This is a genomic window from Nocardia carnea (assembly GCF_029868325.1).
GTDB lineage: Bacteria > Actinomycetota > Actinomycetes > Mycobacteriales > Mycobacteriaceae > Nocardia > Nocardia carnea_C.
The window spans coordinates 17,454-41,197 of sequence record NZ_JARWNW010000196.1 but is presented as its reverse complement, the minus strand read 5'-3'; the positions used below and the strand labels follow the sequence as shown (position 1 = coordinate 41,197).

Below are 23,744 nucleotides of genomic sequence, written 5' to 3'. Positions count from 1 at the left end.
GAAATCGGCCTCCGGGTGCGGATTTCCGGCCGGCGGCCGTTCGGGCAGCACACTCGTCCTCGTCGTCGGTACCAGGTCATACGATGCTGCGGTGACCGAATACGACCACCTCGACACCTCCGTCCTGCCCGACCGTCAGCGCCGTATCCTCGCGGCCATCCAGGAGTGGGTGATCCGGCACGGTTATCCGCCGAGTACCCGCCAGCTCGGCGACGCGGTGGGTCTGCGGTCGGGATCCTCGGTGTCCAGGCATCTGAAAAGTTTGGAGGAGAAGGGTTTCCTGCGGCGCGGTGACGGTATGGCGCGGCCCATGGACGTGCGGTTGTTCCTGAACACCGGGCAGGGCGGCGCGGCGGAGCGGGAGGATGCCGTCTCGGTGCCCGTGGTCGGCGATATCGCCGCGGGTACCCCGATCACCGCCGAGGAACATATCGACGATGTGCTGTCGCTGCCGCGGGAACTGGTCGGGCGGGGCACCGTATTCGGGTTGCGGGTGCGCGGGGATTCCATGGTGGAGGCCGCCATCTGCGACGGCGATATGGTGGTGGTGCGGCAGCAATCCGAGGCGCAGTCCGGTGAGATCGTCGCCGCGATGCTGGACGGGGAGGCCACGGTGAAGGTGTTGCGCCGCCGCGGCGGGCATATCTATCTCGAACCCCGTAATCCCGCCTATCCGGTCCTCGACGGCGACCACGCCGTGGTGCTGGGCAAGGTGGTTTCGGTGATGCGGCGGATGTGACGGCGCCGGAGGCGGCGACCGGCGCTTCCCGCCGATGGGGCATGATCGAATTCATGGCCGCCGACCCGGGACCTCGGGTCCCCGACAGTATCGACGAATTCCGCACGCTCGCCCGCGCCCGGCTGAACACGTTCGACCGCATCGCTGTTCCGGACGATCTGGCGACCCGGCGGGCGGCCGTGGCACTGTGCGTGGTGGACAACGGCACCGGGCCGGCGGTGATCGTCATCAAACGGGCCTACCGGGGTCGCAATGCCGGGCAGTGGGGTCTGCCGGGTGGCCGGGTGGAGCGTGGGGAAACCCTCGAACGCGCCGCCGCCCGCGAACTGCACGAGGAGCTCGGTCTCGTCGCCGATCCCGCCGATGTACTCGGCGTCCTCGACGATTTCCCGGCCGCCTCCGGGTTCGCCATCACGCCGATCGTCACGACACTGAGCGATATCGCGGATCTGGATCCCAGCGCCGACGAAGTGCACTCCGTACATTTCGTCGACCTGCACAGTCTGGCCGCCGAAGGAACACCGCACTGGGTACGCCGCGGTGATACCGATACCCCGGCGACCCCGGAGACCGGCCTGTTGCAGATGCGATTGGCCCCCGATATGACCATCCACGCGCCGACAGGCGCGATGCTCTGGCAGTTCCGGGAGGTCGTCCTGCTCGGGCGGCGGTCCGCGGCGGCCCGGGTCGCGCATTTCCTGCAGCCCGATTGGACCCATCACTGAGCTGGAACCGGATCACTCGCGGCCGCGGTCCCTGTCGGGGGCGGTCCCCGAACGCTCCCCCTCCGCGACGATATCCGGACGTTCCTCGGCCAGCCGGTCGCCCAGGGATTCCCCCTCGCGCTGTTCGCGGGGCGTGGTCGCGTAGCGGTCGGCCGCGGACCAGTCGTCGGGCGGGTCCATCCCCTCTTCCAGCGGGTCGGCGGCCAGTTCGTCCTCGTCCAGTTGTTCCTCGGTCGGCGGGACGCTCGCCCATTCGGAGACCTCGGCGGATTCCTGACCGGTGTCATCGGTTCCGTTCATGGTCGCCGGATTGCCCGGTGTGCCCGGTCGAAACAGGTTGTCACCGAATCACCGGCTCAGCCGGGGATCGTTCCGGTGGCCCGCCCGGTCTCGCGGTCCTCGGCGCCGCGGCCACGCCGGCTACCGGTGTAGGCGGCCTCGCGGAGGCGCTGCACCACCTGGGGTACCGGTTGCACGTCCTCGGGATGGTTGAGCATCGGATCGAAGAAATCCGTCCGGTGTTCCTCCGGGTCCGCCAGCCGCAGGGCCAGCTCACCGACCGTCCGCGGACGTGAGCGCAAACCCGCCGCGGTGATCTCGAAATCGAACGGATGCTCCTGCAGATGCTGTTCGAGTTCGCCGAGCGCGGCACTGCCGGGCTGCGGCCCGACCGGGTCGGCGAAGATCCAGCGCAGGCTCGAATCGGGGAAACGATACGGCAGCAGGGATCCGTAGCGGGCGTGCGACCACCCGCGCGCGGGGGTCACCACGAACCGGCCGGCCATACCGCGGCCGGTGGTGGCGAGGGCGAAATCCCAGGGGTGTTCGTCGCGGGCGAGGACGCGGAAGCCGATCCCGAGAATATCCGGCACGGTGCCGGGAGTGCCCGTGCCCTTGGACAGGCGGGCGATCACCGCACGGTCACCGCTGCCGAACAACTCCTCGAATTCGGGTTCGGCCCGGAACCGCCCGGCCAGACGGATGCCGCGGGGGTGGAAGAAGCGGGCGTGCCGCAACCGCGCGCCGGTATCGAAGGCGGTCCGCACCACAGGGGTGATCGGATCAAACATCGGCCACCTCCTGGGCCGCGCCCGGACGACGCCAGCTCTCGTCGCCGACCAGCTGACTGGTTTGCGGACCCATGAGCAGCATCCCGCCGTCGACGACGTAGGAAGCGCCGGTGACATAGCCGGCGGCCGGGGTGGCGAGGAACGCGACCACCGAGGCCACCTCGTCGGCGTGACCGGGCCGGCCCAGCGGTAGGCCCGGCCGGGGGTGCTCGCGCGGGTCGGCATCGTCCTGGCCGGTCATCGGCGTGGAGATCTCGCCCGGCGCCACGGAGTTCACGGTGATGTCGTGCTCGGCCAGCTCCAGCGCCAGCACTTTGGTGAGCGCACCCAGACCCGCTTTGGCGGCGCAGTAGGGTGCCGCCCCGACCTTCGGCGCATGCTCGTGCACGCTGGTGATATTGATGACCCGGCCGCCACGACCGGCGTCGATCATATGACGCACGGCACGCTGGGTGCACAGGAACGCCCCGTCGAGATCGACGGAGAGCACATGTCGCCAGGTGTCGAAATCCATATCCATTGCCTTCTGCGAGGATCCGGTGCCCGCGCAGTTCACCAGCACATCCAGCCCGCCCAGTTCGCCTGCGAGTTCGTCGATCGCGGCCGTGCTGGTCGGCAGATCGTCCAGGTCGAGCTGCCGGACGACGGCCTGGGCACCCCGCTCACGGGCCAGGCCGGCGGTATGCGCGGCCCCGGCTTCATCCGTGTGATACGTGATGCCCACATCGACGCCGCCACCGGCCAATGCCACCGCGACGGCCCGGCCGATACCCGAATCGGAACCGGTCACCACCGCGCGCAACGGCGCGCCGATACGTTCTTTCGGTAAGGGAGCGATAGTAGCCATGCGCGGCGGCTACCCGGTCCGGGCGCGGTGACACAGCTATTCGTCGACCGGATCGTGGCCGCCGACGCCGGAGCCGAATTCGCGGTGCCGGGCCGGGCCGCCGGCGTCCGGTGCCAGCGGCGGGGTCGGTCCGCCGGTGCCGCGCCGGAACGCGTCGAGGAAAAGCCGCAGGGTATCGGTGGCGGCGGTGCGGGGTGTCCAGCCGAGTTCGGTGCGTGCCCGGGTCGTATCCAGTACCGGGAGGTGCATGAGGGCGTCGAACAGGCCGGGGGTCGCGGGGGCCAGATGCAGATGCCACGCACCGGCCAGGGCGGTGCGGACCAGGCGCGGGGGCACCGATAGGGCACGAACACCCAGGGTGCGTTCGATTTCGACGCGGTCGAGGACCGGTTCGGCGGCCAGATTGAACGCACCCCGCACATCGGCCACCACCGCGGCCGCGTAGGCGGTGGCCACGTCGGCGCTGTGCAGAGTCTGGAAACGCAACCCGCGCGGGTACGGCAGCGCCGGAAGCAGTTCGGGGCGCACCAGCCGGTTGGGCACCAGTGGCCCGGCGAACAGGCGGCGCTGTTCGCTCGCCGAGGCGCGCTGGAAGATGAACGCCGGTCGCATCCGGACCACCCGGCATTCGCCGTGCTGCCGTTCGAACAGGTCGAGGACCCGCTCGACATAGGCCTTCTCGACCATGTAGGACGCCTCGGGCCAGCCTTCGGTGGGCCAGGTCTCGTCGACCGGTGTATCGCCGGCACCCGGCGAGTACGCGCCGATCGACGACGCGTAGACGAGGGCCGGCACCCCGGCGGCCGCCACGGCGTCGAGGACGCGTTCGGTACCACCCACGTTGGTGCGCCAGGTGTCCAGTGGCCGCCGGGTGGGCTGGAACGCCCACGCCAGATGGATCACCGCATCCGCACCGCGGAAGATCGCCGCGAGATCACTCGACCGGACATCCGCGGCCACCCATTCCACCCCCGGCCGTTCCGCGGCGGGTTTGCGCCGGGCCAGGCCGGTGATCGAGGTCACCTCGGGTGTGGTGGACAGGGCGTCGAGCACCGCGGTCCCCACGTTGCCGGTCGCCCCCGTGACGACTACGCGCATCGGTTCTCCTCGCCGTATCAGGTGGAGCTACCGGCTTACCCCGATCCGGCCGCGCAACACCCGCCGATCACGGCAAACTCCTACGGCACCGGTCGGTACCATCTGTTCCGGCACGATAGCGCGGCCTCGGCGCCCGAGAACGCCGCTCCGACGACCGGCGGCACCACGACCCGCAGGAGCCCGGCGCACGCCCCGCCGGCACTCATGCGAGTAGGGATGGATTCGACCAACCGACTCCGTAACCACGGTCCCTGCGGTGAACAGGACAAAAGTCGACGTCACCGACGAACATGCGGTGCGTGCCCTCTTCGACCCGCCCGTTCCATCGCCGGTTTGGGACCGGCGCACGTCGAGTCGGTCCAGCCGGTGCAGTGGGGACCGACGGGGCAGAGCGGCGCGCTCGGCTCAGCCACCTGCAGTGCGGACAAGGGTTTCGCTGCCGGCCTGTGCGGGCGCTCCCCCGGCTGTCCGCTGCACCGAATCGTCCAGCGGCGCCGAGGCCGTGTTGGTCGGCGCGGGGGCCGGGCCGGTACCGCGGTCGAGACGACGCAAGGCGGCCGCGGCGGTCTTGTACAGCGGTTGTTTGGACACCGGGTCCCAGTTGGTGATCGTGAGTTCGTTGGCCGCACGGTCGTGACCCCGGCCGTCGGCGTCCCAGTACCCGTAGTGGAACGGTACGAACAGCACACCGGGGCGGACCCCGCTCACCCGGGCGCGCCCGCGGAGCACACCGCGTGCCGTGCTGACCTCCACCTGATCGCCTTCGGCGATACCGTCCCGTTCGGCGTCGGCACCGGAGATCTCCACCCACACCTCGGGTGCGGCGGCCTGCAGTTGCGGGACTCGGCCGGTTTTGGTCCGGGTGTGGAAGTGGTACAGCGTACGGCCGGTGATCAGCGCGAAGGGTCGCCGGTCGTCGGGCTGCTCGGCGGGTGGCAGGTAGCCGGCGGATCTGATGATCGCCTTGCCGTCCGGATTCAGCGCCCGGTATTCGCCGGGTTTCAGCGGTGTGCCGGTGATCAGGTCTTTGCCGTAGGACTCGCAGTAATCGGGGGCGCTCCAGAATTTGCCGTCGGTATACAACCGTTCGGTCCCGTCGGGTGCGGTCGCGGTGCACGGCCATTGGATCCCCGAATCGCCGCGTAGTTTCTCGTAGGTGAGGCCCGTGTAGTCGCAGGGGCGGCCCGCCGAGCACTGTTTCCATGCGTCGAACGCGGATTCGGCGTCGCGCCAGCCGGGCAGGGGTCCGCCGTCGCGGTCGCGGAAATCCATTCGCCGGGCGTAATCCAGCAGGATGTCCAGGTCGGCGCGGGCTTCGCCGGGCGGGTCGACCGCACGTTCGGACAGGTGCACGGTGCGGTCGACGTTGGTGAACGTGCCGGTCTTCTCACCCCAGCCCGCAGCGGGTAGCACGATATCGGCCAGTTCGGCGGTTTCGGTGCGGAACATGTCCTGCACCACGAGAAACAGCCCCGCACTGGACAGGATGTCGCGGATGCGGGCGAGTTCGGGCAGCGAAACCGCGGGGTTCGTCGCGCTCACCCACAACATTCGCAGGCTGCCCTCTTCGGCGAGGTCCATCATCTTCATCACATGGGTCGGTGGCCGGTCGTGCGGAAGCTGCTCGGGGTCCAGGTTCCAGATCCGGGCCAGGTCGGCGATATGGGTGTCGTTGGCCCAGTTGCGGAATCCGGCGATATCGCCGTCGGCGCCGCATTCGCGGGTGTTCTGGGCGGTCGGCTGGCCGTTCATCTGCAGCACGCCGCAGCCGGGGCGGCCGAGCATGCCGCGCAGTAGATGGATGTTGTTGACCTGCACCGCGGCGGCCGTCGCCTGGTGGGACTGATAGAAGCCCTGCAGCACGGTGGACAGCAGGCGGCGCGCGGAGCCCAGCAGGCGGGCGGCGGCACGGATATCGGCGGCGGGGATATCGCAGATCCGTTCCGCCACTTCGGGCGGGTACTCCGCGACCTGCTCGCGGAGGCGGTCGAAACCGACGGTATGTGCGTCGATATAGGCCATGTCGATCCAGTTGTTGACGACGATCTCGTGCAGCAACGCGTTCATGAGGGCGAGGTTGGTGCCGGGCAGCGGCGCCAGATGCATCGTGGCGTATTCGGCGACCTGCGTGCGCCGCGGATCCACGCACAACAGTGCCGGCGGATCGTCGCCCGCGAGCCGGTCGAGCATGCGCGACCAGAGCACCGTCTGGGTTTCGGCGACATTGTGACCGAACAGGGCGATCGTATCGGCGTGGTCGATATCGGTGTAGGAACCGGGCTGGCCGTCACAGCCGAAGGATTCCTTCAACGCGGCCGCGGCCGTCGCCGTGCACAGGCGGGTGTTGCCGTCCAGATGGTTGGTGCCGAGGGCACCGTGCGCGATCACGCCGAGCGTGTAGTACTCCTCGAGGAACAACTGCCCGGAGGTGTAGAAACCGATCGAGGCGGGGCCGTGCTCGGCGAGCAGATCCGAGCTGTGCCGCACCACGCGCTGCATCGCGGTATCCCAATCGGTTTCCACCAGTTCGCCGTCGACCCGGATCAACGGCCGGGTGAGCCGGTCGGCCGCGGAATTGGCCTGCCAGCCGAACAGATCCTTGGGGCCGAGCCGGCCGCGGTTCACCCGGTCGGTGCCCCGGCCCCGGACCCCGACGATGCGGTCGTCACGGACCGCGATATCCAGGGCGTCGCCGTTGGAGTGCAGCACCGACGCCGACGGCACCCAGCGCACGGTCGCCGGGTCCACGCCGTCGGCCAGATAACTGTCCACCCGGGCCGGCCAGGTGTCTCCCGGGGCGTACGGGGTCCGGTCGCCCCAGGGATCGGCGATACGGTCGCGTTTCTCCATACCCCGCGCGTACCCAGCGCGGGCGAATTCAACAGTGCCGGGTCAGGCACCGGGCCGGGCGCCCGCAGCGCCGCCGGAATGCCCTGGTAGTACACAGACCGCGTCGAGTCCGAGCACATGATTGAGCCGGCCGAACGCGAGCCACGAACCCAGGCACATGCTGAGTTCCACGATTTCGGCCTGGCTGTAGTGCGCGGTCATCCGGGACCAGAAATCCTCGTCCAGATTGTGGTGATCGAGGGCGTAGCGTTCGGCGTATTCGGCGGCCAGCCGGGTCCGGTCGTCGAGTTCGGCGGAGACGCGCCAGTCGGTCACGGCGTCGGCGAAACCCTCCTCCACCTTCTGCCCGTCGCGTTCGGTACGCCAGTCCAGGCAGAAGATGCAGCCGTTGATCTGGGCGATCCGCAGCCGCGCCGCCTCGAATTCGCGCAGTCCGAGCGTGGTGTGCTCATAGACCGCCAGCGAGAACTTCGAGGCGGCGGTCCCGATACCCGGCACCATCTCGCCCCACACATAGCCGATGGGATCCTTACCTTCGGGGATATCAACTCGCATGGCTGTTCCTTCCCAGCTTGCCGGCCGCCGGCCGCAGCGGTATGTCGAGTGCGTCGTAGAGGCCGGGCGCGGCGCCGACGAGCCAGTCGATGGCGCCGACGAGGCGCCCGACTGCGGTGGCGTTACCACCGGCCGCGTAGTTGCCGCCCTCGTCGGTGGCTTCGACGGTGACCTCGATACGCGGTCGCCCTTCGATGATCACCCGGTGCGCGCCCGACCCGTTGGGCGGAGCAGGCCATTCGGCGGCGCAGGACGGGTGGATACGGGTGATGTGCTCGACGATGATGCGCGGCTCCCCCGCCACGATGCCCTGGACCTCGAAGCGCATCGCGCCTTGCGTCCCGGCCGCGAAACTGCCCATCGTCGCGGTCTCGACCGTGGATTCGAGCGGCAGTCGCTGTACGTCTTCGCGGATCTCGTCCAGGTCGACCCCGAGCGCGCGAGCCATGAGCCGCACCTGCCCGCCCCACACCATGGTCGGCACACCGGGCGCCACCATGGGTGGCAGCTGGTCCATGGGCTGCCCCATACCCACCAGGTAGCGGACGGAATCGGGCTGGTCGTAGGTCGAATAGTCGAAGATCTCCTGGCAGCGCACCACATCGACCACGCTGCCGAGACCGCTGATCAGCACCGGCAGGACGTCGTTGCCCCAGCCGGGGTCTATGCCGGACACGAACAGGGATCCGCCACCGGATTCGATGGCGGCCAGTACCGGTTCGCGGATTTCCGGCGGTGCGCCGCGCTGGTCGTAGAGGGCATACAGGGCCGGTGTCACCACCACGGCACCGGCGCCCACCGCGCGGACGATATCGGCGAGGGCCTCGGCGGGCCGGATATCGCCGGACGCGGCATAGACCACGGCATCGGGGCTGTCCGCGAGCACGGCCTCGATATCGGTGGTGGCGGCGATGCCGAGCTGCCGGTCCAGCGCAGCGAGTTCACCGGCGTCACGCCCGTGCTTGGCCGGATCGTGGACGACCACGGCCTTCAGTACGAGCTCCGGATGGGCGTCGACCGCGCGTATTGCGGCGCGACCTACATTGCCGGTCCCCCAGACGACCGTCGAGATCATCGACGAATCGTAGCAAGCGCTTGGTTGCGGAGGGCCCGGAATCGTCGGTTTCCGCGCGAACGGAATCGCCCGCTGTGCAGGCCCGGGCAAGGCGGTGGCCGATTCCGCCGGAATCCTTACCGAACCCTCACCGATGCCAGGCTGTTCTGTCAAAAAGCAGCCGTACTGTCCGTTCCGTGATCAGAACCCACGCCCGGGCGGCATCCGTGAGTCTCGTAGTCCTCATCGGTGCGGCCGCCGGCGTCACCGCATGTACCCGTGTCTCCGCGGCGCCGACCGGCATCGCCCTCGTGAACGCCGATACCGGGCCGACGGGCGACCGGGTTCTCGAATCGGTTCAGCAGGCCGGCGGCTACGACTGGCACATCCTGCCCGCCGAGGCCGCGGATACCGGCGATTACGCGGCGGTGATCACCCTGCCCGCGGACCTGTCCGACGCCATGACGACCCTGGCCGGTAACTCGCCGCGCCGCGCCCGGCTCACCGTCGAAATCCACGACGACGCCGAGAACGCCACTGTCGAGGGCGCGATCACGACCGTCACCCGGCAGATCGGCGCCGCCGGGATCGCGACCGCGCTGGAGGCCACCGCCCGCGCCCGGACGCATATCTCGTCGGCACAGTTCACCGCCCAACTGCTGGGTACCGGGTTGGACGCGGCGGTGGCGGGCACCGAACAGTTCGACGCCGGTTCGGAACAGCTGCTGGATCTCGTCGAGGTCACCGAAACCGGTGTGGCCCAGCTGTCCTCGGCGATCGACTCCCTGACCGCCACGCTGGACGGTGTGGCCGGGCAAGCCGGGATGCTCGCCACGGCCCTCGACACCACGGAGATCACGCTGGGCGAGGCGCGGCAGGCGGCGGCCGCGACGACCACCGGACTCGACCGGATACTCCCGTTGCTGCGCGGCCTGCCCGGCGCGGGCGCCGCGCCGATCGCCGATATCATCGCGAAACTGCAGGCTGTCCGTGACGTATCCGGGCAGGTCACCGCACAATTGGACGATCCCGCCGAACAGCTCGGCCCCGGCACGGACCCGGATGCGGGGCTGGGCACCACCCTGCACGACCTGGCCGGCCGCCTCGCCGCGATCTCCGATCAGCTCGATCAGGGCGGCGCAATGGCCGCGGATATACCCGCGCGCGCCGACGAGGGCGTCGCCCAGCTCCTCGACGCCGCCGAACTCCTGGAAAGCGGGATCGGCCGGCTCCAGCACATGGTGTCGCTACTCGGCACCCATACGGCAGCGGCCTCCGCCGCGATCGCACCCGCCGGTGCCGCGCAACAGGCGGCGCTGGCCCAGGCACTCAGCGACCCGGTGGAGGTCATCCGCGAATAACGCGCTACCGCTCGATGATGCGCAGCTCTCCCCCGATCCGGGTGAATGCCGTGGGGGTGAGCCCGAACATCGCCCGGAAGGTATCGCTGAAATGCGACGGTGACGCGAACCCGGCGTCCGCTGCCGCCCGGGTCAGGTCGTGGCCGGCGGCGTAGGACCGGGCGATATGCACCATTCGTGCCCACTGGACGTAGCGGCGGAAGCTGGTCCCGGTCTGCCCGGCGAAGGTGCGCAGGAAATATGAGGTGGAAAGCCCTGCGGCGCGGGCTGTTTCCCCGGCCCGGTGCGGATGCGCGGGATCGGCGCGGATCCGGGTCGCAGCGGCGGCGATCCGGGCATCGCTGATGGTGGGCAGCGGGATACTGGCCAGGTCGAGCAGGCGCTCGATATCCGGCTCCGGTTCCCGGCACAGTGCCACGAGATCGGCTTCGCGGCGGTGCGCGTAGGGATAGTCCCCGGCCAGGCGGGTCATTCCGCCGAGGCAGCGAGCCAGGGCGGTGCTGGTCGGGTCGAAGAAACAGAACAGCATGCGGCCCCGGGTCTGCACCACGTGATGCGTGATCCGGGCGCGGAACAGGAAGCTGCGGGCGGTGATATCGGGCCGCCCGTCCACACGGACCCGAAACGGCGCGTCGATCCCGATACCGAGCGATGGGATGGCGGTCGAATGCGCGTCCAGCCCCAGCCCCGGCCCGAGATAAACGGCGTGACCGAGCCGCACCCACAGCCGGGCGGTGGCCGGTGTAGCGCACGTTTCCGGAAGTGCCACCTGGGTCATATGCGCGACGATACCGGCGCGGGATCGAGTAGCGGCAGGGTTCCGGTGCCGGTGACGAGTCGGCACCCTGGCCGCCGGGATTCTTTCGGCACAGTCTGCCCCGGGAACGAGAAAGGCATGCAGCGATGACCATGAACCGGATCGATCGGACAGCAGCACCGGAACTGAAGGAGACGACCGTCGACGGTGCCCGGTTGTGCTACGCCGAGGCCGGTACCGGCGACCCACTTGTGCTGTTGCACGGCTGGCCGGAATCGCATCGGGCCTGGCAGCATCAGATCGGCCCGCTGTCGGCGCGGCGACGAGTACTGGCACCCGACTGGCTCGGCTGGGGCGACTCCGCCCGCGATACCGCCCTGTCCTGCGATTACGACAGCGAGGTCGACCGGATCGCGCGGATGTTCGATGCTCTGGGAGTCGACCAGGTCGATCTGGCCTGTCACGATTACGGCGGCTTCCTCGGACTCGGTTTCGTGCAGCGCCATCCCGATCGGGTCCGAAGGCTGGCGCTCCTGAATTCGCGAGCGCACCGCACGTTCACGCCACCGTATCGATTGTTGTTCGGCGCGTTCACCGTCGGCTCCCGGCACCGCCCGACCCGGCGTCTGCTGGCCACACCGCCGGTGTACCTGGTCCACCGGATCGGGTTGGCGCGCTATCTGCGCAACGGCAGCTTCGACCGGGAACAGCTGGCGCGCTACCTCGAGGTACTGCGCACCCCCGAGGGCCGCCGCTGGTACACGCATTTCTGGTCAGGTTACGAGGTCCGCGTGCGCCCCGAACTAGGTGCGCGGCTGACCGCGATCACCTGCCCCACCACCGTCATCTGGGGTAGCCGCGACCCCGCCATCCCGATGCGCACCGCCGAGGAGCTCGCCGACCGGATACCCGACGCCGAGCTGGTACGGGTGGACGCCGATCACTTCCTCATGGAAGAGCAGCCGGACGAGGTCACCGCGGCCCTGCTGCGCTGGCTGAACCGCCCCGCGCTGACGTGACCGACACCATCGCTCAGGCGACCCGGCCGGTACGGTCGCGAAGCGACCTCACCGACACCGACACGGAACCAATCGGCAGGCAGAGGTCGGTGTGGCGCTGCGGCGCCGGCCGGCCCTCGCCTACTCGACCCATACCGGCGCGAGAACATGGTGTCCGGCACCGTCACCGGGGCTACCCGGCACCGTCAGGGGGCCCGTTGTCCGCCCACGTCGTGGAGCGACCCCACCGTCGCCGGCCGCCCCACCGGCACAATCGCGTAGCAACCTGGTGCTCGGGCCCGTTCCGGAATGCACTACCGGTTCCGGGGTAGTCGCTCCCTGTGACGACGACCCGGTCCCTTAACCGGCTCCCCGCGGCCGGCCACGGCAGGCAGTGACACCGATGCCGTGGCACATCGGGACCTCCGGCTGGCAGTACCGGGATTGGCGTGGGGTGTTCTACCCCGATCCCTGTCCACAGCGACTGTGGCTCGAGCATTACTCGGCCAACTTCGCGACCGTCGAGAACAACAACGCCTTTTATCGCCTGCCCAGCCGGGAAACCTTCACCGCCTGGCACGATCGCACCCCTGCCGATTTCGTCTGCGCGGTGAAGGCGAGCCGTTTCCTGACCCATATGAAACGGCTACGCGACCCAGCCGAACCTGTGGCGCGGCTGCTCACTCACGCCGAGGGACTCGGTGCGAAGCTGGGCCCGGTGCTGCTGCAATTACCCGGCACACTGCAAGGCGATCCCGGCTTGCTGGAAGCGTGCCTGCGCTGTTTCCCGGCCGGAATCCGGGTCGCGGTCGAACCGCGGCACGAATCGTGGTGGACCCCCGAAGTACGCGCCGTCCTCGAACGCAACGAGGCCGCCCTGTGCTGGGCCGACGCCGGGTCACGGCCGGTGACACCGCTGTGGCGTACCGCCGAGTGGGGCTACCTCCGGCTGCACCACGGCCGCGCTGATCCGCGGCCCCGCTACGGCCGCCGGGCATTGCACACCTGGACCGACCGACTCACCGACGCCTGGCCGGGCGAGCACGATATCTACGTCTACTTCAACAACGACCCCGGCGGCGCCGCGATCCACGACGCGATCGCCTTCGCCCACCTCGCCACCGCCGCGGGCGCCACCGTCACCCGCACACCCGACCGGATTCCCGCGGCCGACTGACCCGATCCGCGCGCCGGGTACCGCGGGACCCCGGCTCGGGCGCGGCGCGCGTTTCACCGACCAACGCTCGGGTACCGCGCCCCTGCCCGGTATCTGCGCGCGACTGTTGTCCGTGCGCACCCGCCACTACAGCTTCCGGAGGAACCATGCAGATCGGATACAAGCTGGCCGCCGAAGCCTTCGGGCCCGGCGAACTGGTCCGCCAGGCCGTACGCGCCGAAGCAGCCGGATTCGATTTCGTCGAGATGAGCGACCACTATCACCCCTGGTTGGACAATCAGGGACATTCGCCGTTCGCCTGGTCGGTCCTGGGCACCATCGCCGCCGAAACCGAGCGGATCGGGCTGGCCACCGGTGTCACCTGTCCGACCGTGCGATACCACCCGGCGATCATCGCTCAGGCCGCCGCCACCGTGGCCCTGCTCTCCGACGGCCGGTTCACTCTCGGTGTGGGCGCCGGGGAACGTCTCAACGAGCATGTCGTCGGGGAGGGATTCCCTGTCGATGTGGCCGGCCGGCACGCGCTGCTACGGGAGGCCCTGGAGATCATCCGGTTGCTGTGGCAGGGCGGCTACCAATCCTACGAGGGCCGGCACCTTCAGCTTTCCGACGCCCGCGTCTTCGATCTGCCCGACGAGCCGCCGGTGATCGCGGTCGCCGCCGGCGGCACCCAGGCCGCCGGAATCGCCGCCGAACTGGGCGACGGCCTGTTCGCCACCGAACCGAAACCGGAACTCGTCTCCGGCTATCGGGAGGCGGGCGGCGACGGACCGCGCTACGCCGAGGTCCCGATGGCCTGGGCACCCGACGAACAAACCGCGGCCCGCGCCGCCCACGAGACCTCACGCTGGGCGATGACGGGCTGGAAGGTGATGAGCGAACTGCCCAACCCGGTGAATTTCGCCGCCGCCTCCGCCACCGTGCGGGAACAGGACATCCTGGAGAAGTTCGCCTGCGGCCCGGACCCGCAGCGTTACCTCGACGTGGCGCAGCCGTTCGTGGACGCCGGATTCGACCATCTGGTCATGCAGAACGCCGGTCCCGACCCTGACGGTTTCTTCGACTTCTTCCGCGCCGAACTCGACGAACCGCTGCGCAAACTGACCGCCCAGCCGGGCTGATGTCCCTGTTCGAACGCTGTTTCCGGGGCGGCCGCAGATCGATTCCGGACGCCGCGATTCGATCCGGCCGCGCCGGGTACGCGCCCTCACGTGGCTGATATGACGATCCGAGAAGTAGCGCAACGACCCGGCCCGTTCGCCTCGCTGTACATCGACGCCCAGCACGACACGGAGGACGCCGAGCAGCAGCGCACCCTGCGCTGGCGGGCCCTCGCCGAACGCCTCGAGGCCGCGGGCGCCACGGAGGGAATGATCCGGTCCCTCGCGGCGGCGGTCACCGGCAGCCCACCCGAACCGGGACGTGCCGGCCGCGTCCTGATCGCCGACTCCGAACGAATGCTGATCGACCGGCGGCTGCCCCGGCCGGTGCAGCCGGAGATCGTCCGGGTCTCGCCGTTGCCGTATCTGCTGCCGCTCATCGAATGCGAGACCGAGGAGGTGCCGCACGCGGTGGCGGTGGTGGACAAGGTGGGGTCGGAACTGTACGGGGTCGACGACGAGGGCAATGTGGTCGGCGAAACCGTGGAGGGCGAGGGGCATCCGGTGCACAAGGTCCGCCACGGCGGCGGCTGGTCGCATCTGTCGATGCAGCGGCGCGTGGAGGAAACCGTCCGGCGCAATGCCGACGATATCGCCGCGGAGCTGAAACGCCTGACCGAGCGGATCCGGGCCAGGATCGTGGTGCTGGCCGGTGATGTCACCGCCCGCGCCGAGGTCCGCCGGGCGCTCGGCTCGCTGCCGGCCCGCGTCGTGGAAGTCGAGTCCGGTGGCCGGGCGGCCGGCACCGATACCGGCGGATTCGATGACGACGTCCGTGAACTGGTCACCGCCGAGGCGCGCGAGGTACGGGACGAAACGGTGGCGCGATTCGACCAGGCCCGCGGCCGCGACGACGGACCCGCCGTCGCCGGGCTCTCCGCGACGGTTTCGGCGCTCTTGGCGGCCAATACCGAGAATCTGCTGATCAACGCCGCCGCCCTCGGTGACCGCACCGTACAGCTGGATCCCGAACCCGTCCGCGACCCGGCCGCGCTCGGCGCCCTGTCCGAAACGGCCGCGCAGACCTGCCGGGCCGACGAAGCACTACCGGTGGGTGTCCTGGTGCGCGGCGGAACAATCACCCCGGTCGACGCGGAAACCGCCCCCAGCGAGGGCGTCGGCGCCCTGCTGCGGCATACCTGAACCCCGCCGCCGGAGGCAGGAGGACACGATGGAACGAGGAAGCAGTAAGCACGGCCCCGCCCGCGACGACGAACTCGCCCACGAAATGGAGGGCACGCTGCGCGGTAACCGATCGAGCCGGGCCGAGGAATGGCACGATCCCGAACCGCCCGCGGACGACGACGACCTGGCCAACGAGCGCGTCGACCGCACCGAGCGCCCCGGCGACGCGGGGACATGACCTAACCCTTTCGATGCCGGGCGCGGAGGGGTATCCGGCCGCCGCGCGTCCGGCATGCGCCGACGCGCCGGTGAGCAAACCGGTGCCTTCCGGACGATAACGCCTGTATCGGGCGGTGCGGGCCACTCGGGCTGCCGAGTTCCGCGACCACCCGATACAGGCGTTGTTCGCGGTGCGGAAAGCAGCGGCACGTCTCGCGGCGCGCGGCCGATGCGTCCTACGCGGACGCGATGGACGTGTCGTCGGCCGGAAAAGGCCATGCGGCGACCTGCTCGGCGATCCCGAACACCGAAACCAGTGCGGCGTCGAACACGCGGTGGCCCGGCCGTAGGCAGGCCTCTGCCGGCGCCCCCCGCGTGGTCGTCGAGCAGCGATACGACGGTCAGCGGAGCGGACACAATCGCCCCGGCACGAGGTACTGCGCGCACCGAGATCGAGCAGGAACCCGAGCTTCGCCGCGGTCCGGTTCCACACGAACGGCTCCCTCGAACGGCAGTTGCAAGGGACCGCCCCTCGACCGGCAGGCCAACCTCCAGACGAAGACCGCCACTCGAGGCAGCGCCAGAAATGTATACATCCCTCCTGGCTTCACTTCATCTAGCTGGCATTATTGCGGAACTTTTGCCAATGCACGCGCTTTATGCATACAGTATGGGGGCGGTTGTGCTTCGAGTCACAGCACCGCGGAAGCAAGCATCCGCCTCAGCAGCACCGTGCCGGCACGGCACATCACCGGCGGGCCGTCGTATGCGGTCTCCCGCCGCCAGTCAGGAGTGACCATGAGTACTCGGGCACCTGCTCGCCCGCCGAGGCGCGTCCGCGCCATCGTCGGAGCCACCATCGGCCATACCATCGAATTCTTCGACTTCACGGTGTACGGCTTCCTCGCTGTCCACATCGGGGCTACGTTCTTCCCGTCCGAGGACCCCACGGCCGAACTGCTGAGCAGTTTTGCCGTATTCGGCCTGGCATTCCTGGCCCGCCCGCTCGGTGGTGTGGTCCTCGGTCCGCTGGCCGACCGGATCGGCCGGAAACGGGTCCTCGTACTGGTCCTCACCGTGATGGCCGCCTGCTCGGTCGGCATCGGGTTGCTACCCGGCTACGACTCGTGGGGTATCGCGGCACCGTTCGTACTGGTCGCCCTGCGCACCCTGCAAGGGTTTTCCGCCGGCGGCGAATACGGCAGTGGCAGTGCCTTCCTGCTCGAATACGCCGGGCGTAACCGCCGCGCCTTCGGGATCAGCTGGCTCACCTTCGGTACCACGGCCGGTCTGATGCTCGGCATCACCGTCGTCACCGCGCTCACCGCCGCACTCGGCGACGATCGGATGGCGGAGTGGGGCTGGCGGATTCCGTTCCTGCTCGCCGCCCCGCTGGCCGGTATCGCGCTCTATATCCGGGCGAAGCTCGAGGAAACCCCGGACTTCCAGACCATGAGCGAAACCGGCACCTTGAGCCACTCCCCCGCCCGGGAGGTCCTCGGCCGCGGCCGCCGGTTCGCATTGATCGTCGGAATCGGCGCCATGCACGCGACCTGCTTCTACGCGGTGTTCACCTATATGCCGACCTATATCGGCACGGTCAACGAATACGGCGCGACCTTCTCCTTGGTCTCCACCATGTGTGCCGGAGCAGCCACGATGGTGGCCCTGCCGCTCGTGGCCCGGCTCTCCGACCGGATCGGCCGCCGCCCGGTACTGCTGTTCGGTTCGATCGGCTTCGCCGTCATCGTCTTCCCGGTGTTCGCGGCGATCACCGTGGGCAATCCGGTGCTCGCGCTGGGTAGCCAATTGCTGCTCGGCGTATTCACTGCGATCTACCTGTCCGCTTCTGCCGCCACCATGCCCGAGTTGTTCCCGGCGGCAATCCGCTCGACCGGTGTCTCGATCGGTTTCAATATCCCGGCGGCCGTGTTCGGCGGCAGTGCGCCGTTCGTCGCCACCTACCTGATCCAGCAGACCGACTGGACCCCGTCGCCCTCGATCTACCTGCTGCTGACCGCGATCTGTGGCGCGGTGGCTTCCTTCCTGCTCACTGGGGATGATCTACACGGCGACGATCTCGTCGACAGCGAGAAGATCGCAACCTCCGCTGCGGCCCCGGAACCGGGCCGGGTGCCCGACCCGATCGGCTGACCGGCCCGTACCTCATCAGCAAGGACAAGAATGCCCACATCGCGAGCAAGTGAACTGACCCGTAACGCGGCCGAGGAAATCCGGCGCTGGGTGTTGAACGGTGAGATCGAGCCGGGCGAACGGCTCCGTGAGGTCGATGTCGCCGCGCGCCTCGGTATGAGCCGGACCCCGGTGCGCCAGGCCTTCCAGCTGCTCAGCGGGGAAGGAATTCTCGACGCCCGGCCGGCCGGCGGGTTCGAGGTGCCACTGTGGTCGCGAGAGGAAATCGACGAGATCTACCAGCTGCGCGCGGTGCTCGAATCGTTCGCGGCCCGCCGCGCGGCGATGCGCTCCGAGCATGTTCCGATCGCGGCGCTCGCCGATCTGGCGGCGGAGATGACCCGTATCGGCGCCGGCGACGATCCTGATCTGCACCTGCTGGGTGAGCTGAATCTGCGATTCCACAATCTCGTCTTCGAGGCGTCCGGAAGTCCGCGACTGGTGGCGGCGCTGACGGGCGTCACCCACGTCCCGCTGATGCACCGGATCTTCTTCCTGTACACCCGCACCGAAATGGAGAAAACGCTGCAGGAACATCATCTGCTGGTCGACGCGCTGAATGCCGGCGACCCGGATTGGGCGGCCGGGGTCCAGCACGCGCATATTCTCGCTGCCCGCTCTGTCCTGCTGAATCGCCTGGCCGGCCAAGACCGGGCCACGCCGACCGGCCGACCGGCGGGATATGCGAATACCAACGAGGAGTTACTGTGACCACCGGCGCCGAAACAGCAGCGGAGCGCTCCGACGCCCGCCCGGAGAACCCGTTGGATCCGCGGCATTTCGTACCCGGTGCGGAAAGCGCAGCGGTCCCGCTGGTTGTCGCCGGGTCCCCCCGCTGGGTAGGCGAAACCACCGAGATCGTCTCGCCGGCCTACGAGCACGACCGTTTCCGCTGTGCGGTGGCCGATCCGGGCCTGGTCGCCGAAGCCGCGGTGGCCGCGCATGCCGCACGGGCGCGCTGCGCGGAATGGGACCGGTCCGGCCGCGCCCGAATCCTGGAGACCATGGCGACCGCGATCGCCCGGGACCGCGACGTCCTCGCCCGGGTGCTCACCCGCGAAGTGGGTAAGGCTCTGCGGGATTCGCTCGGTGAGGTCGACCGGGCTGTTGCCACGCTCCGCGCCGCCGCCCACGCCGCCGCCGGGCTCACCGGCCGGGAGATACCGGTCGATGCCGTACCATCCGGGCGCGGCCGGTACGCCCATACCGTCTGGGAACCGGTGGGCGTCGTCGCCGCGATCTGTGGCTTCAACTTTCCCCTGCTGCTGGCTGTACACAAGGTGTCCGCGGCCATCGGTGCAGGCTGCCCCGTGCTGATCAAACCCAGCGATCGGACTCCGCTGGCCACGGTCGCACTGGCCGGTTATGCCGTCGCGGCCGGTTGGCCGGCCGGCGCGATCAGCGTACTCAGCGGCGATGCTCTGGTGGGGAAAGCCCTGGTGGAGCATCCCGCGGTCCGGCTCGTCTCGTTCACGGGCAGCACCGCGGTGGGCGCCGCGATCGCGGCAACGGCAGGGGCGCAACTGAAACGCACAGTCCTGGAACTGGGTTCGAATGCCGCGACGATTGTGGCCGCCGACGCCGATCTCGACCTCGCGGCGCGGCGCTGCGCCCACGGGGCGATGGCATCGTCCGGACAGTCGTGCATTTCGGTGCAGCGCGTATTCGCCGAGAGTTCGATAGCCGCCGGTTTGGCCGAGGCCATGGCGGAGTACGCGGCGGGGTTGCGGATCGGCGATCCGTACGACCCGGCTACCGAACTCGGCCGGGTGATCTCCGCGCAGGCCGCCGAGCGGCTGGCGGCGATGATCGAGGATGCGGTCACCGGCGGCGCGACGCTGCTCACCGGCGGTGTCCGCGACCGGACGGTGCTGCCGACCGTGCTCTATGCCCCCGCCGACGACGCGGAGATCAGCCGGCACGAAGCCTTCGGCCCGGTGGTCGCCGTCTATCCCGTCGATTCGCTCGACGATGCCGTCGCGGCCGCCAACAGCCTCGAATTCGGTCTCATGGCCGGAGTTTTCACCTCATCCATCGATACAGCGACCCGGGTGGCGGCGGCACTCGAAACCGGCGGTGTGCACATCAACGAATGCTCCAACTTCCGCGCCGACAACATGCCGTACGGCGGCGTGAAGGGCAGCGGGTACGGCAAGGAAGGGCCCGCCTCCGCCATTCGGGAGATGTCGGTCGAAAAGGTCGTCACCTGGGCGCGGTAGCCGCGCCGGAAGGAATCGAAAGTGAACCAGGGCAAATGAAACGATCCGATCCGGTCGATGTGATCATTGTCGGCGCCGGGCTCTCCGGCGGTATCACCGCGGCCGAACTCAGCAAGGCGGGTATGTCCGTCGTCTGCCTGGAGCAGGGCGATTGGCCCGACTACGCCAACGCCCGCGCGGATTTCGACGATTACGAAGTCACTGCCGACCTGCACTGGGGTCGTAACCCGAACCAGCGCAGGAGTGCGGCCGACTATCCGGTGGACGACAGCGATTCCGATATCAGCCCGCTGATGTGGAATGGCGTCGGCGGTGGCACGGTGTTGTATTCCGCGAAGTGGCATCGGATGACACCCAGCGATTTCCGGGTCCGCTCGCTCGACGGGGTTGCCGACGATTGGCCCCTGAGTTACGAAGACCTCGAACCCTTCTATGTCGAGGCCGAACGACAGATGGGTGTGTCCGGGCTGGCCGGAAATCCCGCCTACCCGGCCGGCGAAGGCCCGCCCAATCCACCGGTGCCGATCCGGGCCGCGGGACGGCTGATGGCGAATACGCTCAACGAGCTCGGCTGGCACTGGTGGCCGGGGTCGAATGCGATCTCCACGCGCGTGTACCGCGATCTCAAACCGTGCCGGCAGCACGGGACCTGTATGTCCGGATGCCCGGAGGGCGCCAAGGCATCGACCGATATCACCCATTGGCCGGCGGCACGCAGCCGTGGCGCAAGGTTGGTCACCGGGGCACGGGCGAGCCGGATCCTCGTCGAGAGCGGTCGCGCGGCGGGCGTCGAGTACATCGACCGGGAAGGCCGGACGGACGCGGTTTACGCGCACGCGGTCGTGCTGTGCGCGAACGGCCTCGGCACGCCACGGCTGCTGCTGATGTCGGCGACGGCCGAACACCCCGACGGGCTGGCCAATTCCTCCGGTCTGGTGGGAACCCACCTCATGATGCATCCGTTCGGCGCGGTGGCGGGCGTCTTCGACCAGGACCTCGGCACCACCGCCGGGTCATGGGGGCAGCAGATCCACAGTATGCAGTTCTACGAGACCGACGAATCACGTGGTTTCGTGCGCGGAGCGAAATGGGGTCTGCAACCGACCGGTGGCCCGCTCGGGATCACCCGGTCCTATCCGTGGGCGCAGTCCGATGCCCCGATGTGGTTCGCCGATTTCCACCGGACCCTGCGCAGCCGGCTCGGGCACACACCGATGTGGAGTATCGTCGCCGAGGATCTTCCGGTCGCGGAGAACCGGGTGACGCTGTCGGGCACCCTGACCGACCCCAGTGGCCTGCCGGCCCCGAAGGTCACCTACCGCACCGACGAGAACTCCCGCGCCATGCTGGACTGGCATACCCGCAAGGCAGTCGAATCCTTCGAGGCCGCGGGCGCGGTGGAGACCATCGTCGGACCGATGGTCAAAGAGAGCGGCTGGCATCTGATGGGCACGGCCCGGATGGGTTCCGATCCACGGACCTCGGTCACCGATCGCTATGGCCGCTCCCACGATATCGACAACCTGTTCGTGTTCGATTCGAGTACCTGGGTGACCAGTGGCGGTGTGAATCCGGCGGCAACCCAAGCGGCGCTTGCGCTCTGGGGCAGCAAACACCTGATCGAAACGAAGGGCCGGATCCGATGACCGCGGCGCAACTCACCGACGACGAACGCGAGACCGCCTACCTGCTCGGCGAGGAGCTCATCCCGCCGCAGGACGGTGAACTGTCCGCGGACCAGGCAGGCGTATCGGCGGAGTTCCTCGATCGGGTACTCGCGCTTCGGCCGGATCTGGTGCCCCCGTTCCGCGAACTGCTGGGCCGGGCCCGTGATCAGGAGCCCAGGGACTTCTGCGAACGCCTCATGGCCGACGAACCCGCGGAATTCCAGAAGCTGACATTCGTCCTCGCCGGCGCCTATTTGATGAGCCCGCGGGTGCGTACCCGGTTGAAGTACCGGGGACAGATCGGCGAACCGCAACTGGGCGAACCGCAACCCGAGTACACCGAAACCGGAATCCTGACGCAGGTCCGCGAGCGCGGTCCGATCTATCGACCCACACCCGACTGAGCACATCTTGCTTATATTGTGGGTCTCTGCTCATAATATGAGCCTGCTGTGGCCTGAGTCACGGCGAATGGGCCCCGCGTGCGGCGTGGGAACAGCGCTCACCCGAGTGCGACTCGATGGGAAAGCACATGTCAGACCTTGCAACGATGCTCAACACCGCGGCGGCGATCCTCGCCGTCGTCGTGCTGATCACCCGGTTCACAATCAATCCCGCGGTATCGCTGGTGATCGGCGCGGCCTATCTGGGTCTCACCTCCGGGCTGGGCGTCACGAAAACCGTGGACACCATCAGCACCGGCTTCGGCGACATCATGGCCGAGGTCGGCCTGCTGATCGCCTTCGGTGTGCTGATGGGCGCGATGCTGCAGGAAACGGGCGCGATCCAGCGCCTGGTCGGGGCGCTGGTGCGGCTGCTCGGCGCCGACCGGATGCCGTACGCGATGTCGCTGACCCTTGCGACCTTCCTGCAGTCGATCTACCTCGACGTGCTCATGGTGATCTCGGCCCCGCTGGCCCGCAGCACCGCCGCCAAGATCGAGAAGAAGGGCACCGCCAAGATGGCGACCGCCCTGGCCATCGGCGGGGAATGCGGCATCGTGCTGACGGTGCCGGGCGTCGGAGCGCTGGCACTGGCCGGCCTGCTGGGTGTACCGCTGGGCAAAATGCTGCTCTTCGGGCTCGTTCTGGTGATCCCGACCGTGGCGATCGCGGTGGCGGTGATGTGTTTCCTGTTCGACCGCGGCTGGTGGGACGAGGAGCGCGACGAACAGCAGAGTGCCGTGGAGCCGGTCTCCGGCGGCAACCCCGAGCTCGAATCCGCGCCGGGCGCAGTGGCCACCAGGACCGCGGCCGAAACCCGCACCGAGACTCCCCTGCCGCTGCTGTTCGCGCCGCTGTGCACCGCGCTGGTCCTCATCGCCGTCGGCGCGATCCTCGATGTCGCCGAAGTGCACATCCCGGTGATCGAATTCCTGTCGACCCCGGTCGTCGCCCTGCTGATCGGCCTGGTCGGTACCAGCCTCGTCGGACGGCGCGCCATCGGTGCCGAACGCGTCCAGCAGTCCATCGCCACCGGGTTCCGCGAAAGCGGCCAGATCCTCATCCTCACCGGTGTCGGCGGTTCGCTGGCGGCCACCATCTCCGCCATCGGGCTCGGCGATATCCTCGGCGAATATTTCACCGCGAGCACGGCCGCACCGCTGCTGATGGTGTGGGTGATCGCCGCCGTCCTGCATATCGCGGTCGGCTCGGTGACGATCTCGGCGATCACCGCCGCGGGTATCCTCGCCCCGGTCGCGCCCGCCCTCGGTATCGATCCGGTGCTGATCGCGCTGGCCGCCGGTGCCGGGTCGCTGTTCGCCGTGCACGTCACCAGCAACACCTTCTGGCTGCTGCAGTCCCTGATGGGCCAGACCACCCGCGGCACCCTGAAATCCTGCTCGGTCGGCGTCTCGATCGCCTCGGTGGTGGCGATCCTGCTCATCATGCCGCTGAGCCTGGTTCTCTGACCCGCAACGATAGGAAGA

Annotated in this window: 22 protein-coding genes; 14 read left to right on the top strand and 8 right to left on the bottom strand. The window is 68.8% G+C overall.

Annotated elements, in window-relative coordinates:
* Window positions 1-91: 91 nt before the first annotated feature.
* Entirely contained in the window at window positions 92-739 is a 648-nt protein-coding gene (lexA, locus tag QH196_RS16330; RefSeq protein WP_280416648.1) for a transcriptional repressor LexA, read from the top strand.
* A gap of 53 nt (window positions 740-792) precedes the next feature.
* A complete protein-coding gene (locus QH196_RS16325) occupies window positions 793-1,464 on the top strand; it encodes an NUDIX hydrolase (RefSeq protein ID WP_280416647.1) in 672 nt (223 codons plus the stop codon).
* A 12-nt stretch (window positions 1,465-1,476) separates the two neighbouring features.
* Here the strand turns inward: QH196_RS16325 and QH196_RS16320 are convergent, their stop codons facing one another.
* The 7 genes from QH196_RS16320 to QH196_RS16290 form a co-directional block, all read right to left on the bottom strand.
* Window positions 1,477-1,764: a hypothetical protein gene (locus QH196_RS16320; RefSeq protein ID WP_280416646.1), complete on the bottom strand. Its 288-nt coding sequence runs from the start codon at window positions 1,762-1,764 to the stop codon at window positions 1,477-1,479.
* A 56-nt stretch (window positions 1,765-1,820) separates the two neighbouring features.
* A complete protein-coding gene (locus QH196_RS16315) occupies window positions 1,821-2,534 on the bottom strand; it encodes a phosphodiesterase (RefSeq protein WP_280416645.1) in 714 nt (237 codons plus the stop codon).
* Window positions 2,527-3,381 carry an SDR family oxidoreductase gene (locus tag QH196_RS16310; protein WP_280416644.1) on the bottom strand — a complete coding sequence of 285 codons (855 nt, stop codon included), beginning with the start codon at window positions 3,379-3,381 and terminating at the stop codon, window positions 2,527-2,529. The genes QH196_RS16315 and QH196_RS16310 overlap by 8 nt, the downstream gene beginning before the upstream one ends.
* Before the next feature lie 36 nt (window positions 3,382-3,417).
* The gene (locus QH196_RS16305; RefSeq protein ID WP_280416643.1) at window positions 3,418-4,479 is read right to left on the bottom strand and encodes an NAD-dependent epimerase/dehydratase family protein; all 1,062 of its coding nucleotides are present in this window, start codon (window positions 4,477-4,479) and stop codon (window positions 3,418-3,420) included.
* 405 nt (window positions 4,480-4,884) lie between these two features.
* Window positions 4,885-7,329, bottom strand: a complete 2,445-nt coding sequence (locus tag QH196_RS16300; RefSeq protein ID WP_280416642.1) for a molybdopterin oxidoreductase family protein — start codon at window positions 7,327-7,329, stop codon at window positions 4,885-4,887.
* A 42-nt stretch (window positions 7,330-7,371) separates the two neighbouring features.
* Window positions 7,372-7,884 (bottom strand): carboxymuconolactone decarboxylase family protein, encoded by a 513-nt coding sequence (locus QH196_RS16295; protein WP_280416641.1) that lies wholly within the window; start codon window positions 7,882-7,884, stop codon window positions 7,372-7,374.
* Window positions 7,874-8,959 (bottom strand): NAD(P)H-dependent amine dehydrogenase family protein, encoded by a 1,086-nt coding sequence (locus QH196_RS16290; protein ID WP_280416640.1) that lies wholly within the window; start codon window positions 8,957-8,959, stop codon window positions 7,874-7,876. The genes QH196_RS16295 and QH196_RS16290 overlap by 11 nt, the downstream gene beginning before the upstream one ends.
* A gap of 176 nt (window positions 8,960-9,135) precedes the next feature.
* Between QH196_RS16290 and QH196_RS16285 the strand changes: the two genes are divergently transcribed.
* Window positions 9,136-10,299 (top strand): YhgE/Pip domain-containing protein, encoded by a 1,164-nt coding sequence (locus tag QH196_RS16285; protein ID WP_280416639.1) that lies wholly within the window; start codon window positions 9,136-9,138, stop codon window positions 10,297-10,299.
* Between the two features lie 4 nt (window positions 10,300-10,303).
* Here QH196_RS16285 and QH196_RS16280 read toward each other — a convergent pair whose 3' ends face one another.
* Window positions 10,304-11,077: an AraC family transcriptional regulator gene (locus QH196_RS16280; protein ID WP_280416638.1), complete on the bottom strand. Its 774-nt coding sequence runs from the start codon at window positions 11,075-11,077 to the stop codon at window positions 10,304-10,306.
* A gap of 125 nt (window positions 11,078-11,202) precedes the next feature.
* Between QH196_RS16280 and QH196_RS16275 the strand changes: the two genes are divergently transcribed.
* The 11 genes from QH196_RS16275 to QH196_RS16225 all read left to right on the top strand — a co-directional run bounded on the left by QH196_RS16275 (window position 11,203) and on the right by QH196_RS16225 (window position 23,726).
* Window positions 11,203-12,075 (top strand): alpha/beta fold hydrolase, encoded by an 873-nt coding sequence (locus QH196_RS16275; RefSeq protein ID WP_280416637.1) that lies wholly within the window; start codon window positions 11,203-11,205, stop codon window positions 12,073-12,075.
* A 382-nt stretch (window positions 12,076-12,457) separates the two neighbouring features.
* Window positions 12,458-13,231: a DUF72 domain-containing protein gene (locus QH196_RS16270; RefSeq protein ID WP_280416636.1), complete on the top strand. Its 774-nt coding sequence runs from the start codon at window positions 12,458-12,460 to the stop codon at window positions 13,229-13,231.
* A 146-nt stretch (window positions 13,232-13,377) separates the two neighbouring features.
* Entirely contained in the window at window positions 13,378-14,352 is a 975-nt protein-coding gene (locus QH196_RS16265) for a TIGR03557 family F420-dependent LLM class oxidoreductase (RefSeq protein ID WP_280416635.1), read from the top strand.
* Between the two features lie 99 nt (window positions 14,353-14,451).
* Complete coding sequence (locus QH196_RS16260) at window positions 14,452-15,534, top strand: Vms1/Ankzf1 family peptidyl-tRNA hydrolase (RefSeq protein WP_280416634.1); 1,083 nt, start codon at window positions 14,452-14,454, stop codon at window positions 15,532-15,534.
* Between the two features lie 28 nt (window positions 15,535-15,562).
* Window positions 15,563-15,754: a hypothetical protein gene (locus QH196_RS16255; RefSeq protein WP_280416633.1), complete on the top strand. Its 192-nt coding sequence runs from the start codon at window positions 15,563-15,565 to the stop codon at window positions 15,752-15,754.
* A 779-nt stretch (window positions 15,755-16,533) separates the two neighbouring features.
* A complete protein-coding gene (locus QH196_RS16250) occupies window positions 16,534-17,889 on the top strand; it encodes an MFS transporter (RefSeq protein WP_280416632.1) in 1,356 nt (451 codons plus the stop codon).
* A gap of 30 nt (window positions 17,890-17,919) precedes the next feature.
* Window positions 17,920-18,639, top strand: coding sequence for a GntR family transcriptional regulator (locus tag QH196_RS16245; protein ID WP_280416631.1), 720 nt, complete (start codon window positions 17,920-17,922; stop codon window positions 18,637-18,639).
* A complete protein-coding gene (locus QH196_RS16240; protein WP_280416630.1) occupies window positions 18,636-20,147 on the top strand; it encodes an aldehyde dehydrogenase family protein in 1,512 nt (503 codons plus the stop codon). The genes QH196_RS16245 and QH196_RS16240 overlap by 4 nt, the downstream gene beginning before the upstream one ends.
* 35 nt (window positions 20,148-20,182) lie before the next feature.
* Window positions 20,183-21,793, top strand: coding sequence for a GMC family oxidoreductase (locus QH196_RS16235; RefSeq protein WP_280416629.1), 1,611 nt, complete (start codon window positions 20,183-20,185; stop codon window positions 21,791-21,793).
* A complete protein-coding gene (locus QH196_RS16230) occupies window positions 21,790-22,218 on the top strand; it encodes a hypothetical protein (protein ID WP_280416628.1) in 429 nt (142 codons plus the stop codon). The genes QH196_RS16235 and QH196_RS16230 overlap by 4 nt, the downstream gene beginning before the upstream one ends.
* Window positions 22,219-22,346: 128 nt before the next feature.
* Window positions 22,347-23,726 (top strand): GntP family permease, encoded by a 1,380-nt coding sequence (locus tag QH196_RS16225; protein WP_280416627.1) that lies wholly within the window; start codon window positions 22,347-22,349, stop codon window positions 23,724-23,726.
* Window positions 23,727-23,744 lie beyond the last annotated feature (18 nt).

Coding starts and splice junctions, on each gene's coding strand:
- QH196_RS16325 (WP_280416647.1), top strand. CDS start 793: ATGGCCGCCGACCCGGGACCTCGGGTCCCCGACAGTATCGACGAATTC.
- QH196_RS16320 (WP_280416646.1), bottom strand. CDS start 1,764: ATGAACGGAACCGATGACACCGGTCAGGAATCCGCCGAGGTCTCCGAA.
- QH196_RS16315 (WP_280416645.1), bottom strand. CDS start 2,534: ATGTTTGATCCGATCACCCCTGTGGTGCGGACCGCCTTCGATACCGGC.
- QH196_RS16310 (WP_280416644.1), bottom strand. CDS start 3,381: ATGGCTACTATCGCTCCCTTACCGAAAGAACGTATCGGCGCGCCGTTG.
- QH196_RS16305 (WP_280416643.1), bottom strand. CDS start 4,479: ATGCGCGTAGTCGTCACGGGGGCGACCGGCAACGTGGGGACCGCGGTG.
- QH196_RS16300 (WP_280416642.1), bottom strand. CDS start 7,329: ATGGAGAAACGCGACCGTATCGCCGATCCCTGGGGCGACCGGACCCCG.
- QH196_RS16295 (WP_280416641.1), bottom strand. CDS start 7,884: ATGCGAGTTGATATCCCCGAAGGTAAGGATCCCATCGGCTATGTGTGG.
- QH196_RS16290 (WP_280416640.1), bottom strand. CDS start 8,959: ATGATCTCGACGGTCGTCTGGGGGACCGGCAATGTAGGTCGCGCCGCA.
- QH196_RS16280 (WP_280416638.1), bottom strand. CDS start 11,077: ATGACCCAGGTGGCACTTCCGGAAACGTGCGCTACACCGGCCACCGCC.
- QH196_RS16275 (WP_280416637.1), top strand. CDS start 11,203: ATGACCATGAACCGGATCGATCGGACAGCAGCACCGGAACTGAAGGAG.
- QH196_RS16270 (WP_280416636.1), top strand. CDS start 12,458: ATGCCGTGGCACATCGGGACCTCCGGCTGGCAGTACCGGGATTGGCGT.
- QH196_RS16265 (WP_280416635.1), top strand. CDS start 13,378: ATGCAGATCGGATACAAGCTGGCCGCCGAAGCCTTCGGGCCCGGCGAA.
- QH196_RS16260 (WP_280416634.1), top strand. CDS start 14,452: ATGACGATCCGAGAAGTAGCGCAACGACCCGGCCCGTTCGCCTCGCTG.
- QH196_RS16255 (WP_280416633.1), top strand. CDS start 15,563: ATGGAACGAGGAAGCAGTAAGCACGGCCCCGCCCGCGACGACGAACTC.
- QH196_RS16250 (WP_280416632.1), top strand. CDS start 16,534: ATGAGTACTCGGGCACCTGCTCGCCCGCCGAGGCGCGTCCGCGCCATC.
- QH196_RS16245 (WP_280416631.1), top strand. CDS start 17,920: ATGCCCACATCGCGAGCAAGTGAACTGACCCGTAACGCGGCCGAGGAA.
- QH196_RS16235 (WP_280416629.1), top strand. CDS start 20,183: ATGAAACGATCCGATCCGGTCGATGTGATCATTGTCGGCGCCGGGCTC.
- QH196_RS16230 (WP_280416628.1), top strand. CDS start 21,790: ATGACCGCGGCGCAACTCACCGACGACGAACGCGAGACCGCCTACCTG.
- QH196_RS16225 (WP_280416627.1), top strand. CDS start 22,347: ATGTCAGACCTTGCAACGATGCTCAACACCGCGGCGGCGATCCTCGCC.